The sequence below is a fragment of the Chryseobacterium sp. GW821-FHT04C04 genome, assembly GCF_059420365.1.
On the sequence record NZ_JBWKTO010000003.1, the window covers coordinates 85,222 to 101,052 of the forward strand.

The window sequence follows — 15,831 nt, forward strand, 5'->3', positions numbered from 1 at the left end:
ATCCTACCTATGAATGAGAAATTGATTCTCGCTTTGGATCAGGGAACAACATCTTCCAGAGCGATTTTATTTAACCACAGTGGAGAAATAAAATATGTATCACAAAAAGATTTCGAACAGATCTTTCCTACCCCGGGCTGGGTAGAGCATGATCCCAACGAAATCTGGTCATCACAAATCTCCGTAGCAGCAGAAATTATAGCGAAAGCAGGAATCTCCGGACTGGAAGTTGCTGCCATCGGGATTACAAATCAACGTGAAACCACGATAGTTTGGGACAAAGAAACGGGTGAACCCATCTACAATGCTATTGTATGGCAAGACCGCAGAACATCAAAATATTGTGATGAACTGAAAGATCAGGGACACGCTGAGATTATTAAAGAAAAAACGGGACTTGTTCTGGATGCTTATTTTTCAGCGACCAAACTAAAATGGATTCTTGATAATATAGAAGGAGCCAGACAAAAGGCTGAGGAAGGGAAATTATGTTTCGGAACCGTTGATACCTGGCTTGTCTGGAAGCTGACCCGTGGGAAAATGTTTATCACAGATGTTTCCAATGCCAGCAGAACCATGCTTCTGAACATCCATACTTTAGAATGGGACAATGATCTTTTAGAATTATTCAACATTCCTAAAGCCATTCTTCCTGAGGTTAAGCAAAGCAGTGAAATCTATGGAGAAACAGCGACAACTCTATTCTCTACTAAAATTCCAATTGCTGGTATTGCCGGTGATCAGCAGGCAGCCTTATTTGGTCAGATGTGTACTACTCCGGGAATGGTAAAAAATACCTACGGAACAGGATGCTTCCTATTAATGAACACAGGTACAGAAGCCGTTTCTTCTAAAAACAATCTTCTTACAACCGTAGCCTGGAAAATCAATGGAGAAGTGAACTACGCACTGGAAGGAAGTGTATTTGTAGGAGGCGCAGCCATACAATGGTTAAGAGATGGTCTTAAAATCATTCATTCTTCAGATCAGGTGAACGAACTGGCTGCTTCCGTACCAGATAATGGCGGAGTATATTTCGTTCCTGCGCTTACAGGACTTGGTGCTCCTTACTGGGACCAATATGCCCGCGGAACGATTGTAGGAATCACCCGTGGCACTACCGACGCACACATCGCAAGAGCTACACTGGAAGGAATAGCATTCCAGGTTTATGAGATTGTAAAAGCTATGGAAGCTGATTCTGGAAGAGAGAGTCTTGAGCTAAGAGTAGACGGAGGTGCATCAGCGAGCGATCTTTTGATGCAGATACAGTCTGATTTATTCGCGGTTAAAATAACACGTCCAAAAACCCTGGAAACTACAGCACTAGGTGCCGCCTATCTTGCCGGTCTTGCAGTAGGATACTGGAAAAACATAGACGAAATCCAGGAACAATGGATTGTAGACAAGGACTTCTACCCTCAACTGGACAGAGAGCAAGTGGATAAAATGACCCACTTCTGGAAGAAAGCTGTAAAAAGCGCTCAAAGCTGGATAGAAGATTAATTCACTCACTTAAAAAAACTTATATGACCCCATTTATTGCAGAAGTTATCGGAACGATGCTTCTTATATTGTTAGGCAACGGTGTTGTAGCCAATGTTGTCTTAAAAGATACGAAAGGAAATAATTCCGGATGGATTGTTATTACTACCGCATGGGCACTAGCCGTTTTTGTGGGAGTAACCGTTGCAGGGCCAATAAGTGGGGCCCATCTGAACCCAGCTGTGACCATTGGTCTTGCAGCTGCAGGAAAATTCTCATGGGACCTGGTTCCATCTTATATCGCTGCACAAATGATCGGAGGAATGCTGGGTGCATTTCTGGTATGGCTATTTAATAAAGATCATTTTGCCATTACCGAAGATGAGGGAGCAAAGCTAGCCTGCTTCAGTACGAGTCCTGCTATCAGAAAAACATCTTCTAATCTTATCAGTGAGATTATCGGAACATTTGTCCTGGTATTTGTTATTTTCCATTTTTCCGATCCTAGTATTTCATTACAAGCCGATCCGACAGCAAAAATAGGATTGGGTACTGTAGGAGCTATTCCCGTTACTTTTCTGGTATGGGTAATAGGTTTGTCTCTGGGAGGAACAACTGGATATGCCATCAATCCGGCAAGAGACCTTGCTCCAAGAATCATGCACGCAATCCTTCCTGTAAAAGGGAGCAGTGATTGGGGATATGCCTGGATTCCTGTTGTAGGTCCAATTATCGGAGCTGCTATTGCTGCACTATTATATGGATTTTTAAAATAAACATATGATGAGAAAAATCTTAAAAGGAATCTTCCTTCTGGCAATAGGCACAGGAAGGTTATTTTCACAGGAAAATGGTGAAGCCAAGGAAACCAAAGAAGGAAGACTTGATTTTACAGCCAATATTCAGAACAATCATTTATGGAGAGGGCTTATCATCACTGATAAACCTGTGGTAATGGGAAATCTTTCCTATGCTTTGGATGCGGAGAAAAAATGGAAAGTGGGAATTTGGGGAGCTTCTGCATTAGCAGATGATAAGGACAATACCCATTACAAAGAAATCAATTATTATGTTCAATATTCTGACGGACGTTTTTATATTGGATTATGGGACCTTTACAACTCCAGGAATATTAATACTGCAGTGGCAGCTGATGATATTTTCAGCTATTCACAGAGAAGAACAGCTCATATTATTGATCTAAGAACGAACTATACTTTCGGTCCTTCATTTCCCATTAATATTGAAGCAGATATTATGCTTTACGGAGGTGCCAATGCGGGAGAGGTTATTCTGGAAGCAGACGGAAGTTATAAGAAAAACAGATATTCTACCTATGTACAAGCCAGCTATCCTGTCATTAAAGACCAGAAAGTAGATCTGGATGCTTTTGTAGGGGCCGGATTTGCTCTTAATGATAAGACTTTTCTATATGGTAACGGCAAAAACAGCTTTGACATCGTAAATGTGGGTGTAAAAGCAGGAAAAGTAGTAAAGATAACGGATCATTACAGCCTTCCTGTATCTATGATGGCTATGTGGAATCCGTCTAATAAGTATGCACGAATTCAGCTTGCGGCAACTGTTTTTTAATTAAGCTTTACCTAAATTATATAGAACCACTTCTTCTTAGGAGTGGTTTTGTTTTTGCGATGCCCACCCCATTAGATTATAACAAAGAAAGGGAATGGTCGTACATATTCTGTTGATATGCTAAAGTCACAATCAATGATCTGCAATAACCGGGTTTTTACGGTATTTATTTTCCTCAAATATATTTACTTTTGAAAAAAATATATATGAAAAAGATTTTCTGCTTACTTATATTTTGCATCAGCATTTTTTCTTTAGCACAAGTAAAGGTTCCGTTTGTTGGACATAGAAGTTTTGATATCATGAAAGGATATAGTGGTACGGGTACTCCTCATTATTATCTGGATATCAAAAAGAATGGAGATGTTCATTTTGGCTATGTTCAGGTGAATCAAGCTAACGGAAAAGAGACAAAAGAAGAAATAAATGCCGGCAAATATACTCCTAATAAAGTAATGAAAGTCGTTTTCAAAAAATTCGAAGAAAAATTTCTGGTAAAATTTGATAAAAATAAAATCTATCTCACCGACCAGAAAGGAAATGTTCAAAACCTTGAGGGCTGCTGTTCTTCCAGTGAAAGTATTGATAAAGAAACCTGCGCCTGCGAAAGTGAACTGTACAAGTAGTTAAATAGTATATAGAGAAAGCCGCTCCATCTGGGGTGGTTTTCTTGTTTTAATCAACTACCCAGTCAAATCACGATTTTCCAGCTCTCCAAAAATGGAAAATGCTTATACCAATTATATGGTTTACAGAAATAGAAGTATTTTAATCATCATTTTCATGAAATTGCTATTCAAAAATCAATCACCGGGATTTTACTGTTTCTATTCTGTCTAAATATCTTTACTTTTGAAAAAATTATAGCTGAACCGAATGGTGGTTGCAAGAGTAATTTATACCAATGAAAAATTTTAAAATTTTATTTCTATTTCTTCTTTTCTTCATTGTTTCATGCAACAGGAAAGAAAATCATCCTTATACGTTTTATTACTGGAAAACCAAATTAAAGCTTGACGGTGAAGAGAAGAAAGCATTAGACAAAGCTACGGTTCCCTATTTATACACAAGATTCTTTGATGTAGATAAAGTGAGCGGAAAATTTCAGCCGGTAGCAGTTATTGCTAAAGACCAGAGTTTTCAGACCGATAAACAGATTGTTCCTACAGTTTTCATTACCAATCAGACATTGCTGGGGATTTCTGCAGAAGAGATCAAGTTTCTGGCCGAAAGCATTCATCTTTTAATTCAAAAGAAAGCGGAAGAATATCAACTGAAAACAAACAATGAAATCCAAATCGACTGCGACTGGACTGCCGGAACACGGAATGATTATTTTAAATTTCTGAAAGAGCTCAAAAGAATTTCCGGAAAAGAAATTACCTGCACGCTTCGTCTTCATCAGGTGAAAGATAAAAAGCAGACCGGAATTCCTCCTGTGGAAAAAGTTTATCTAATGTGCTACTCTACTTCCTCACCTCTGGAAAATTCTGATAAAAATTCTATTCTCGATGTCAACATTCTGAAAAGCTATCTTTCTAAAATGGAAGACTACCCTATCAAAAAAATTGAAGTGGCACTTCCTATTTATTCCTGGGGGATTGTCACCAATCATTTAGGAAAACATAAATTGATAAATGCCTTATCAAAAAGAGATCTGGAAAACCCCAACTTTAAGAAGACGTCCGATCATGAGATTGAGGTTCTGAAAGACGGATTTTACTTTGGAAGTTATTTAAACAAAGGTTTCAAAATAAAGGCAGAGGAAATATCTGAAGAACAGCTTGAAGAGGTAATTAATTTTCTGGAGAAAAAAATCCCGCATTTTAATATTATTTATTATCAATTAGATAGTAAATTTGTGTTAGATCGGAAATTGTAAATCTCCCGGAGATAGAGACATACCAACTGTCAAGACCAAAGCATAAACTATTAAGAAATTAAAAACACATTACAAATCCTATGAAAAAGTACATTCTTTCACTTGCGGTTGTATCACTTTTCTATACACAATCTGATGCGTGCGCGTGGTCAGATCCTGATTATGATTACTTCAACCTTTTTACGCAAAGCATTATCAAAGACAAAGCTTATCTTCCTTTTCTGCACAGCTATTCAAGCAGGTTCTATGGAGGATACAACCCATCATTGATTCCTGATGATAATATTGAAACATGGAAAAAGTTCTTTAATAATCAGCTTAGCTATTCTGAAACTCAAAATCTGGTGTATAAGATCAGCATGAACGATCTGAATGCTTTAAAGAACGGAAATCCGACCAATCCTCTTTTACAAAAACTGGGTTCCGGATTTTACCAGAAATATAAGGAAGGTATTGATTATTTAATTGAAGCCAAATATCTGGAGCCTTATATGAGCATCAATTATGTTGAAAATGATAATTCATTTTATTACAACCGGGATGTCAACAGAAAAAACGCCACAGCTCTTGATTATAATAAAACTATTGCTGCCTTAACGTCATTGTACAATGCGGCAAGAAATCCTGAAATCAAACAGCGTTATGGATATCAGCTGGTACGTCTGAATCATTATACCAGAAACTATGATTCTGCAGTACAGGCTTTCAAAACCTATGTTGCTCCGATAAAACTGAAAGGATCAGTGTACTTTATGTCCCTGGATCAGCTGGGAGGAGCACAAAGAGGATTGGAAATGAACAGTGATGCCAACTGGAATTTCTTCCAGGTATTCATGAATAGCAAAGACCGTAAGGAGTCTGCATTTGTTTCTATGAAACTTTCTGATACAGCATCTTTCAGCAATATCATGAAAAGAGCCAGCACCAATGAAGAAAAGAATATGGCTTATTTCCTTTTGGGATATGAGGACTTCAACAATCCTATTCCTACCATGGAAAAGATGTATGAAATCAACCCTGATTCTGAAATTCTGAAGGTAATGGCAGCCAGAAGCATCAACGAACTGGAAAGAAGCTACCTGCCTACTTATTATTATACTTCAGATGCAGCCAATAATCCGTATGTACAAAGAGGAAAAGCTGATACCAATACGACTTCAAAAGATGCTAATACTACGACTAAAACTGAAGTAAAAGAGGAAAAATTGTCTTTCTGGCAAAAGATTGTAAGGTTCTTTAAAAATCTCTTTGGAGGTTCAAAATCTAAAGAATCTGCCGATGGAAAAACAGATCAGAGCGATGATGAATTGCTGAATAATCCGAACAGAATTCCGTTCTACACTACTTCCGGCTATGGATATGATGATAAGATGAAGGATTATCTTGACGATCTTGAGAAATTCACTGACAAAACCAAAGAGAAATCTAAGGATGAATATTGGCAGATTGCCAATGCTTATCTTAAATTCCTGAAAAAGGATTACAAAGAAAGCACAGAAATTCTGAATGATATCAAAACAACAAATCCTGAATATCTGGAAGAGATCAAACGAATGAAAGTTCTGAATGATATTGTTTCCCAGCCAAAAATTGATGCCGAATATGAAGATCATCTGATGAAAGATTATGCGGAGTATTTCGTAGAGAAAAAAGTAGTGAAAGACACAGTCGCTACAGATAATTACGATTATTATGGTGAAGTACCTTCTACTGCTGATTTCCTGAAAGATGTTATGGCCAACCGTTATTTACTTCAGGGTGAAGACGGAAAGTCTTTCCTGATGAATAATAAGCTTTCTGATCTTCAGTACAATCCAAACTCCAGCTTGGTAAAAAGTGTAGAAGATTTCTACAGAAAGGCTAATAAAACACAGTTTGAGCAGCAGATCATCGCCAAAAACATGGACAGTGTAGGTAACATTGATGCATTCTTCAGCACAATTTACGGAGACAGAGCGATGAGGCTTGCCGACTTTGAAAAGGCGAAATCTTATTACGAAAAAGCGAAAAGCTTTGCAGGTATTCCAAGACAAAATTATGAATGGACAGAAAAGAGCGGTCAAACCATAACGACCAAACAATATACTCCTGCAGAATATGATGGATTTAAAAACATTTCAGATCTGGTATTCGGGCATAATGTTTGGGAAAGTTTCGGAAGCCCGGATGCAGAAAGTATGAAAGCAGAAAATTACACCGATTTCCCTTTCATCAAAACGAACATGGATAAACTTGAACTGGCAGATGTACTGATTCAACTTAAAAAGATTGGAAACGGAACAGGTGAAAAAGCGGCAAAGGCCAACCAGCTTATCGGAAACTTATTGTATAATACTTCTATTTTAGGATATTACCGTGAATTGTTTGTTATGGATATTGACAACAGCAACGGAGGTAAATACAACTTCTGGAATACAGACAGAAAGAATCCTTATAAGTATTATTATAAAAACTTCCTTGACACTTCTTACATTGAGCCTGATAATTTTGATCTGTCAATCAATTACTATCAAAAAGCTCTTAAGCTTTCTAACAACAAAGAAGAAAAAGCAAGACTCTTATTTCAGATGGCAAGTGCTGAACAGGGTAAATATTACCAGTACGAAGCAAAAGCTCCAAAAGACTTTGATTATTCTGATCCTAAATGGTCTGAAAAAGAAGATGCCCGCCAGAAAGAAATGGACCATCTTAAGAATCAAAAATACAGAACCTATTTTGCTCAGTTAAAAGCTCAGTATTCTGATACAGAAACTACGAAAAACCTGATGGGAAGCTGTAGTTATTTTAGTTATTTCATGAAATAATATCTTCATAAAAAAACCTCTGATGACTCAGAGGTTTTTTATTTTTATTGTTTATTAAATTATTTCTTAACAAACTTTGTCGTACTTTTTTCTTCTTTATTATTGATTGTAATAAAGTAAACTCCTTTTACAAGATTTCTGACATTAATTTTACCATCTCCTATGGTTCCTTTTGAAATCAATTGCCCCGGAGCATTGAATATTTCATAAGATGCGTTTGGAGAAATATTCATAACATTCAATACATCCTCCGCAGGGTTTGGATAAATCTTAACAGACTTCACACTTCCGGCTTCAGAAACAGCCAGTAGACTCGCTACAGTAGCCTGTTTCACTGCGTAGAAAACATTCCCGATTGCAGAGACTCTCAAATAAATTGTTTTACCCGCTAATGATGCAGGAATGAAAACACTTGCCGATCCGTTGTTCGGCACTGATGCTGCCAGGTTATTCCAGGTTACTCCATTATCTTCTGTATAATCAATTTTAACATTCGCTACGTTATATGGGGAAGCTGTTGTTCCGGAAACCGTCCATGCAATAGTAGAGTTTACATTAGGGCTAAGGGATGTTGTATTAGCTGTAAACGCAGCTGCAGATCCTACCACAATAGTCTGTGTTGCATAAGCTGTCTGAGCTTGTCCTCCAGGTTTATTATCTCTTACAGTCACTCGGAAATTTGTAGTTCTTGCTACAGTACTTGCAGCTTCAAAATCTGTCGTATTTTTTACGGCTCCTCCCAAAACGGTTGCTAATTTAGGGAAATACCTTGTAGGGCTTGTTGTTGCTGGCCAGGATCTGAAACTTGCTCCAGATGTTGTATTACCTATAGCTGCAGCTCCATCGCCTGTACCTGATGCTTTACCAATACCATTGCCTAACGAACTTGAATTAACCTGCTCCCAGTTATATGATAATGCATCACCATCCGGATCTGTTGCTGAAGCTGTTAAAACAAAAGCAGTTGATTTCGGAATAGTATAACTTGTCGTCATTGGAGTAACAACCGGTGGATTATTTGTGATTGGCGTTTCTACATCAACTGTTACTGTTGTCATATTAGTCTGTACCTGATCAATACTTACACTATGAAAATAGGCATCAGAATGTTGCTGAACATCGGTATTAGCACCTGTGATACCAGCATATCCCATAATAGTAGATCCAGATCCTGGCTCCACACAAACACCGGTTCCTTCATTATAACTGTATGTATGATTATCTCCCAATTGATGTCCAATTTCATGAGCTACATAATCTATATCAAAATTATCACCCATAGGAACATTACTAGCCGGAGAAGTAATTCCACTTCCTTTATAGTTATCAGGAGCTATATAAGCATAATAATTACCTCCACTATCCTGACAGTCACTTTGAGCTACTGTATAAGACGTTGTAGAAACATCATTACTTCCTATACAACCAATACAACCTGCATTTCCACCTCCTCCTGAAGCTCCGAACAAATGCCCAATATCAAAATTAGCATCAGTAACACCGTAAGACCCTCCATGCAAAACATTCATAAGCTCATAATTCCACTTACACATGAACTCAGATGTACTGTAAGGGTCCGTAGCTGCGTTGGTAAAGATAAGGTTAGGAGCATCAATCGCATTGACATGAAGATTAAATTCTTTTTCAAATACACCGTTTACTCTTGACAAAGTAGCATTGATCTGTGTAAGCGCTCCGGCAACTCCTCCAAAATAAGCTGTATACTCTCCTGTCACTGACATAGCCAGTCTAAGGGTATGAAAAGTTTTGTTATTAGATTTAGCTGTGGCACCTGCATTCATTAGCTTTTGTAAATTTTCTACAGACTCTTTACTTTCTTTAGTTTTGCAGGTAAACGCATGCCCACTCTTATTGGTCTTTCCGTGTATAGAGTAATAAGATTTATCAGACGTTGCCGGCTCTATAAATTCGTATTTACCATCTAAACCAATGATCATAGATTGGAAATCATTGGGAGCCACACTAAATCTGATATACTTGGTAGGATCATCAATTCCTATCCCAACATATGATCCAAGTTGGTATTTATTCGCCAAAGTCTCATCCATTACCGGAAAACTGTTTACGGTAAATTTTTCGATCTTCCCTTCAAGGGTAGGAATACTGATTGTAACGGGAGCACCCTCACCCATTTTTGGTGCTCTCAGAAGTTGGGTTCTTATCTGATCTATATCAAGCTGATAATAAACAGAATTGTCGCTTTGTTTAGTGATCTTCTGGCTAGGAATCCCTCTATTCCATTGTGCATTTGCCGCTACCGCTAAAAATAATACCGGCAAACAAAGTAATTTTGCTTTCATTTAATATTTTTTAACAAATGTAAATATTTATTAAATAAAACACTAAAAAACAATAAAAAAAACAAAAACATAAGAATAAAACACAAGCTACCGGTATGAAAGCTTAAAATAACACCACAACATTGATGAATTAAATTTTTTTTTCAACTAACCCCCATTATTTTCTCTGTTCATGCTTCTGCATCCACTCTTCGTGTTTTCTTTTAAAGAATTCATATTTATAATCCTGATTTCTCTGTGCAGCATCAATGGAGTGAGAAGTATGGATATCTGCATCTTTTTTGGCAAGTTCACCTAATTTTTCATAATAGATGTGAAGCTGATCCAATTCTGCTTCGGTAAGATCTTCAATATCCACAATCCGGTTACTGGCTTTCTCGTGAGCCGCAATAAGCTCGTTCAGCTTTATTTGTATTGCTTTTGAATCTTTATTCTGAGCTTTCTGAATCAGAAACACCATGAGAAACGTAATGATTGTAGTTCCGGTATTGATCACCAGCTGCCAGGTTTCTGAATAGTCAAAAAAAGGACCTGAAACTGCCCAGACCACAACAATTAGAAAAGCTCCGACAAAAGCATAGGCACTTCCCGTAAATTTTACAGCCCAGTTTGAAAATTTTTCAAAAAAATGATTCCCTTTATGACCCATAACTTTTACTTTTTATATACTAAATGTATAAAAAAATAATCTGAAAACGGAAAAAGAAATGAAGATATGGTACCTAAACACTTTAGACTGCTGCCTATCGTATCTTATTTCATTTTTCTAAACCTGTGCCACCAGATGAGAAATCCAGTCACGGGCAGAGAGCAGCCAATGAGAGATATTATAAAGTAGAGAATAATGCTTGGCAGCCCCATGATCTCTCCTGTATGCAAAGGCTTTGCTAAAGCGGTAAATTGTTTATTCAACGGTTTGTCTGAGAATAGTTCTTTGGTCTTGAAAACTCCTGTTTTATCAAATGTTACTTCATCCGGGAACATCATTCCAAGGAAGTTCTGTCTGTTGGTTTTGATCACAACATAACGTGGATTTTCTTTGTTGGGAAGTTCTATGCTGGTAACCGCAGGATAAGGGAGGTGATGATCCGCCAGCTTTAAAATCTTATCTACAGAAGCTGAAGCGGCATTCTTTAGGTTTTTCTTTTCATCCTGCTTTTGAAGCATATCTTCAAGAAATCCTCCAAAGGCATCTTCACCACCGTCTTTTTCTTTTGAAATATGATCTATTGAAGATCCACCCAGGCTTACAATAAGTGCATTTTTCACCCATGGATAGGTTATATACAATCCGGTAACAGCAATAAAGAAAAGCATCAAAAAAGTATAAAAACCAAGTGTATTGTGCAGATCATAATTGACCCGCTGAAATTTTGCTTTAAACATAACCGTCAATCCCTGTTTCAAAAACTTCAGCTTCTTCGGAAGCCAAAGGATGAAACCAGAGATCAGAAGAATACAAAACATCAGAACCGATGCTCCTACTATCTGTCTTCCTACATTTCCCATCATCAGATTTCTGTGAAGATCAAGAACTACTTCAAAAAACTGACCTGATCCCACATTGGGCTGCCCAAGAATTTCCCCAGTATACTGATTATAATAAGTGCTTTTATCTAAATGATTTTCGCGGTAACCTATCACATAACTTTTTCCTTTATTATCCGGAATTATTAAAGAGGTAAGTTCTTTATTCTGCTTTAATAATTCTGCCTGGATTACATCAGGATTCTTGACTTGTCCTGAGTGGGAACCTATATAAACTTTGCCCTTATTGCTAACATCAATGATCTGATTTTTGAATGCATACAGACATCCGGTAAGACACATCACAAAAACAATAGCACTTGATAAAAGTCCCAACCAGAGATGAATGATCCACATCAGATATTTTGTGATGGATTCGTTTTTTCTTCTTTTCCTGTAAAGGCTTTTAAATAATAATTTCATTGTTTAATAGCAAAAACATTAAGACAGTTGGACCGTCTTAATGTTTTAAATTAAAATTGATATGAATAAATTAAAAAAAGTTAATACAAATTCGGGTTAGAAAGCATGAAGCTCTCGATGGAAGTTATTTTAGAGTAAAAGCTTACAATTTAACTTTAATCTACATTCACCAAATTGAATATGTTTTCTCAAAAGTAGTAAGAACTTTTAGTCCAATATTATATCCATTTCCTTCTTCCTGCTTCCAGCCCTCACTGGTATCAATGTTGTTATTTTCTTCCTTTGAACTGAACGTCTTTTACGATGTCTTCAAACTTAGTATAATGCTCAGGGCTCAAGGCTTTCTGAATAGCTAATTTTCTTTGGACATCGAATTTCTCCCAGTATTGCTTAGCCAAATCATTATTCCCGTGATAGACATCATGTGCATCATTGAATGCTTTTTCAAAGGCATCATTGGCTGCATTCACTACTTTGAATTCATCATCAGACAGCTGAGCTTCAGTTTTGATTTTTTCTAACAGGGCGTTGTCATATCTTGGTCTTTTTCTGGAATTTTCATCAACAAATTTGTTGAACTTTTCCATCTGTGAGGTATCTAAAACCGTAGCAATTTCAATAGACTGCTGTGCTCTCAGTTCTTCATTTTTGATTCCTAAAGCTACACGGTCCATATTTCCTCCCTGCGCTTTTGCTGCCTGGAAGTTCTGCTCCTGAAGATCCTGATATTTTTTGGTGATCTCATCAAAGCTTTTTTCTTGTTCGGGAGTAAGCTTTACTTCAGTTTTGAACTGGTTATAATCTATTCCTTTCTTTTTATCTCCTGAACATGATACCGTCACAGCACCTAGAGCCAATGCAAAAATTAATGTTTTGATACTTTTCATAATAACTGATTTTGTTGATTAGAATTTATAGTTTACCTGTACTGCAAAGTTTCTAGGCTGAATCTGATCGATGTATCCTCCTCTGAAATAAGAGCTGTACCCTACACTATCAAAAATATTATTAAAGAATACTCTTATTCCCATTCCATTTTTCAATGCGTATCCTACCTGAGCATCTACAGTCGTATATTCTGGCATGTCGAAAGGTTTATCTCCGGGCTTCACACTGTTCAGGTGACCTGCTGTAAATGTTTTCTGAGTCCATTCATCAACCGGTCTTTTTCCTACATAATAAATTCCTGCCCCTACATCAAGACCTGATAAAGTCCCTTTATTGAACTTATAATTCAACCATCCATTAGCAGTATGTTTAGGAGCATTCATTGGTGCTGATCCGTTAATATATGCCGGACTATCCTGATATTGGGCATCAAGGTATGCCCATCCTGACATTATCTGAAGGTTAGGAAGAATTCTTCCGATCAATTCTACTTCAACTCCTTTTCTTCTAAGGTTTCCTGCAAGACCGTACATCGTTTGTTTGTTGATCACGACAGGGTTATAATTTTCATCAAGAATAGTGAAAGAAAGATGATCTGTTTTAATATCAAATACGGTTACATTAAATCTTAAACGTTCATTAAACCAGTCTGATTTAATCCCTGCTTCCCATTGTTTAGTCATTGATGGACCTACTCTACCACCGTCTAAAAGGAAATTATTAGAAGATCTTAAAGATGTTGTAGTTGTGTATGATCCAAATACGTTAACATTTGGAAGTGGAGAAACGATCAATCCGAAATTAGGATTCCATGTATCCACAGATTCATTAGCTGATCCATTTAGCCTGCTGTAACGAATCCCTAAGTGAGCTTTCACATATTTCCCAATGGTCATCACATCCTGAGCCATTGCTCCAATGCTTGGAGTCAATACAGCATTTGATCTTCCTAAGTTTTTGTAGATGACATTCACAGGAAGCTGATTGGGAATACTTCCGTTTACTACATCAAAAATATCCAACGGATTTGCAGCATAAGTTGTATTTCCAATCTTTGTAGATCGTGCTGTGATCAAATTTGCAGGAGCAATTGAGTTTTTGTATGCTTCATAGGTTGTCGCTGAAGTTTCTGTCTCTCTCCAGTCAAAACCTACCTGGAATGTATGATTGATAAATCCTGTTTTTATCTGTTCTCCAATCAAATCTAACTGCAATACTCTATTAATATCTTCTCCCTGCGACTTTCCTATTGTACGCTGTCTGATATTATAGTTGGTTTCACCAGCCGGAAGTGACACTGATGAGGATTCAGAATCTGTATTGCTTACTGAATTGATAAAAGCTGCTCTTACCTTTAATTTATCATTAAGATTACGCACTATGGTTGTGGCAAAATTATATGTTTCTATTTTTGAATAATCTGAAGTATATCCCAAAAACTTACCTTTCGGCATATGATAAAGTGCTTCAACAGTTCCTGGAGCAAGGTTGATCGTCCCTCTGTCCGGTGTTCTTTTGTCGTGCAGATAATCCATTTCCACATTGATGAATGTCTTATCATCCGGACGGAAAGCAATAGATGGATTTACATAAATTCTCTCTCCCTGTACATGGCTTCTGAATGAATTGTTATTCTGATATGCCCCGTTGAATCTTACAGCCACCTTCCCCTGAGAGTCTAATACTCTCTGGAAGTCTACTGTAGGTCTGTAAAAATCCCAGCTTCCATAACGGAATCCTACATTGGTCTGATCAATAAATTGTGGTCTTTTTGTCACCACATTGATTACACCTCCTGCAGATCCTAAGCCATTTCCTATTCCCTGGCCAACTGCAGCAGATCCTTTGATCACCTGAATACTTTCTACTCCCTGCATATCTGTAATCATTCCTGCGGTACGGAAGTCTGAATCTAGCTGAACACCGTTTTTCAATACCGGAACCCCACGATATCCTCTGATAGACATACTCTCATTTCCTCCACCATAGCTTGAAAATAATGTTACTCCGGGTACATTTTTAGCAACATCAGTGACAGTAAGTGCTCCTAATTCTTCTATTGCTTTGTGGGAAATTATAGAAATACTCTGAATCTGATCTCTGGTTTTCAAAGGCAATCTTGTAATTGCATCCAGACCTTGCGGCTGTTTCTTTTTTTCACCAAACAGTTCTACTTCTTCAATTTTCTTGTGTTTAACTGAATCATTTACTTTCTGTGCATTGGCAAGAACCCCACCTAATACTAGCAGAGAAAAGGATATTACTTTATTCATCTGATAATTTTTTGCAAAATTATTATTTTTATTGATTCTAAATAAATGAAACATACTGACATATGTCACCTTAAAAAGAACTATTAATATCAGATCATTAAGCCATCCTAAGGTCTCTTTAGAATCCCCAAACAGATATAATCTATCGTTAATGGTTATCCCATAAACCTATTTTATGATTATTGAAAGCATAATACAAAAAAGGGCAAATTCATACATTGATGAATCTACCCTTTATGTTTTATTTCATGTTTATTAAAGATAACTTCACAAAAAAATCCGTCCCTGAAAAGGAACGGATTGTATAATCATTGCAAAGTATGCATTTATCACACTTTAATTTCAACATCTACACCTGAAGGAAGTTCTAATTTCATTAGAGCATCAACAGTTTTAGAAGAAGAAGAGTAGATATCCATTAGTCTCTTGTGAGCTGATAATTGGAACTGCTCTCTTGCTTTTTTGTTTACGTGCGGAGATCTCAACACTGTGAAGATTCTCTTATTTGTTGGCAATGGAATTGGTCCGTTTACAACAGCACCAGTAGCCTTTACCGTTTTTACGATTTTCTCAGCAGACTTGTCTACCAAGTTGTAATCGTAAGATTTTAGTTTTATTCTGATTCTTTGTGACAT

The 15,831-nt window shown here is 37.1% G+C and carries 12 protein-coding genes; 6 read left to right on the forward strand and 6 right to left on the reverse strand.

What is annotated here, in order from left to right:
• The first annotated feature begins 9 nt into the window (after nucleotides 1-9).
• The 6 genes from glpK (at nucleotide 10) to AC07UM_RS10355 (ending at nucleotide 7,764) form a co-directional block, all read left to right on the forward strand.
• Complete coding sequence (gene glpK / locus AC07UM_RS10330) at nucleotides 10-1,506, forward strand: glycerol kinase GlpK (protein WP_494683573.1); 1,497 nt, start codon at nucleotides 10-12, stop codon at nucleotides 1,504-1,506.
• A gap of 23 nt (nucleotides 1,507-1,529) precedes the next feature.
• Complete coding sequence (locus AC07UM_RS10335; RefSeq protein ID WP_494683572.1) at nucleotides 1,530-2,261, forward strand: MIP/aquaporin family protein; 732 nt, start codon at nucleotides 1,530-1,532, stop codon at nucleotides 2,259-2,261.
• Nucleotides 2,262-2,265: 4 nt separating this feature from the next.
• On the forward strand, nucleotides 2,266-3,078 hold the full coding sequence (locus tag AC07UM_RS10340; RefSeq protein ID WP_494683571.1) for a hypothetical protein: 813 nt from the start codon (nucleotides 2,266-2,268) through the stop codon (nucleotides 3,076-3,078).
• A 206-nt stretch (nucleotides 3,079-3,284) separates the two neighbouring features.
• The gene (locus AC07UM_RS10345; protein ID WP_494683570.1) at nucleotides 3,285-3,704 is read left to right on the forward strand and encodes a hypothetical protein; all 420 of its coding nucleotides are present in this window, start codon (nucleotides 3,285-3,287) and stop codon (nucleotides 3,702-3,704) included.
• A 278-nt stretch (nucleotides 3,705-3,982) separates the two neighbouring features.
• Nucleotides 3,983-4,960 carry a hypothetical protein gene (locus AC07UM_RS10350; RefSeq protein WP_494683569.1) on the forward strand — a complete coding sequence of 326 codons (978 nt, stop codon included), beginning with the start codon at nucleotides 3,983-3,985 and terminating at the stop codon, nucleotides 4,958-4,960.
• An 80-nt stretch (nucleotides 4,961-5,040) separates the two neighbouring features.
• The gene (locus AC07UM_RS10355; protein WP_494683568.1) at nucleotides 5,041-7,764 is read left to right on the forward strand and encodes a hypothetical protein; all 2,724 of its coding nucleotides are present in this window, start codon (nucleotides 5,041-5,043) and stop codon (nucleotides 7,762-7,764) included.
• 59 nt (nucleotides 7,765-7,823) lie between these two features.
• Here the strand turns inward: AC07UM_RS10355 and AC07UM_RS10360 are convergent, their stop codons facing one another.
• From AC07UM_RS10360 to rpsJ, 6 genes are all read right to left on the reverse strand, one after another.
• On the reverse strand, nucleotides 7,824-10,085 hold the full coding sequence (locus AC07UM_RS10360) for a zinc-dependent metalloprotease (protein ID WP_494683567.1): 2,262 nt from the start codon (nucleotides 10,083-10,085) through the stop codon (nucleotides 7,824-7,826).
• A gap of 157 nt (nucleotides 10,086-10,242) precedes the next feature.
• Nucleotides 10,243-10,734, reverse strand: a complete 492-nt coding sequence (locus tag AC07UM_RS10365; protein ID WP_494683566.1) for a low affinity iron permease family protein — start codon at nucleotides 10,732-10,734, stop codon at nucleotides 10,243-10,245.
• Between the two features lie 104 nt (nucleotides 10,735-10,838).
• Nucleotides 10,839-12,035 (reverse strand): PepSY-associated TM helix domain-containing protein, encoded by a 1,197-nt coding sequence (locus AC07UM_RS10370; RefSeq protein WP_494683565.1) that lies wholly within the window; start codon nucleotides 12,033-12,035, stop codon nucleotides 10,839-10,841.
• A 269-nt stretch (nucleotides 12,036-12,304) separates the two neighbouring features.
• The gene (locus tag AC07UM_RS10375; RefSeq protein ID WP_494683564.1) at nucleotides 12,305-12,922 is read right to left on the reverse strand and encodes a hypothetical protein; all 618 of its coding nucleotides are present in this window, start codon (nucleotides 12,920-12,922) and stop codon (nucleotides 12,305-12,307) included.
• Between the two features lie 18 nt (nucleotides 12,923-12,940).
• Nucleotides 12,941-15,196, reverse strand: coding sequence for a TonB-dependent siderophore receptor (locus AC07UM_RS10380; protein WP_494683563.1), 2,256 nt, complete (start codon nucleotides 15,194-15,196; stop codon nucleotides 12,941-12,943).
• Nucleotides 15,197-15,525: 329 nt separating this feature from the next.
• Nucleotides 15,526-15,831: a 30S ribosomal protein S10 gene (gene rpsJ / locus AC07UM_RS10385; RefSeq protein WP_002661363.1), complete on the reverse strand. Its 306-nt coding sequence runs from the start codon at nucleotides 15,829-15,831 to the stop codon at nucleotides 15,526-15,528.

What these genes read in the sequence shown, in the direction of transcription:
- AC07UM_RS10340 (WP_494683571.1), top strand. Translation starts at nt 2,266, where the DNA reads ATGATGAGAAAAATCTTAAAAGGAATCTTCCTTCTGGCAATAGGCACA.
- AC07UM_RS10360 (WP_494683567.1), bottom strand. Translation starts at nt 10,085, where the DNA reads ATGAAAGCAAAATTACTTTGTTTGCCGGTATTATTTTTAGCGGTAGCG.
- AC07UM_RS10365 (WP_494683566.1), bottom strand. Translation starts at nt 10,734, where the DNA reads ATGGGTCATAAAGGGAATCATTTTTTTGAAAAATTTTCAAACTGGGCT.
- AC07UM_RS10335 (WP_494683572.1), top strand. Translation starts at nt 1,530, where the DNA reads ATGACCCCATTTATTGCAGAAGTTATCGGAACGATGCTTCTTATATTG.
- AC07UM_RS10350 (WP_494683569.1), top strand. Translation starts at nt 3,983, where the DNA reads ATGAAAAATTTTAAAATTTTATTTCTATTTCTTCTTTTCTTCATTGTT.
- rpsJ (WP_002661363.1), bottom strand. Translation starts at nt 15,831, where the DNA reads ATGTCACAAAGAATCAGAATAAAACTAAAATCTTACGATTACAACTTG.
- AC07UM_RS10375 (WP_494683564.1), bottom strand. Translation starts at nt 12,922, where the DNA reads ATGAAAAGTATCAAAACATTAATTTTTGCATTGGCTCTAGGTGCTGTG.
- AC07UM_RS10355 (WP_494683568.1), top strand. Translation starts at nt 5,041, where the DNA reads ATGAAAAAGTACATTCTTTCACTTGCGGTTGTATCACTTTTCTATACA.
- AC07UM_RS10380 (WP_494683563.1), bottom strand. Translation starts at nt 15,196, where the DNA reads ATGAATAAAGTAATATCCTTTTCTCTGCTAGTATTAGGTGGGGTTCTT.
- AC07UM_RS10345 (WP_494683570.1), top strand. Translation starts at nt 3,285, where the DNA reads ATGAAAAAGATTTTCTGCTTACTTATATTTTGCATCAGCATTTTTTCT.
- AC07UM_RS10370 (WP_494683565.1), bottom strand. Translation starts at nt 12,035, where the DNA reads ATGAAATTATTATTTAAAAGCCTTTACAGGAAAAGAAGAAAAAACGAA.
- glpK (WP_494683573.1), top strand. Translation starts at nt 10, where the DNA reads ATGAATGAGAAATTGATTCTCGCTTTGGATCAGGGAACAACATCTTCC.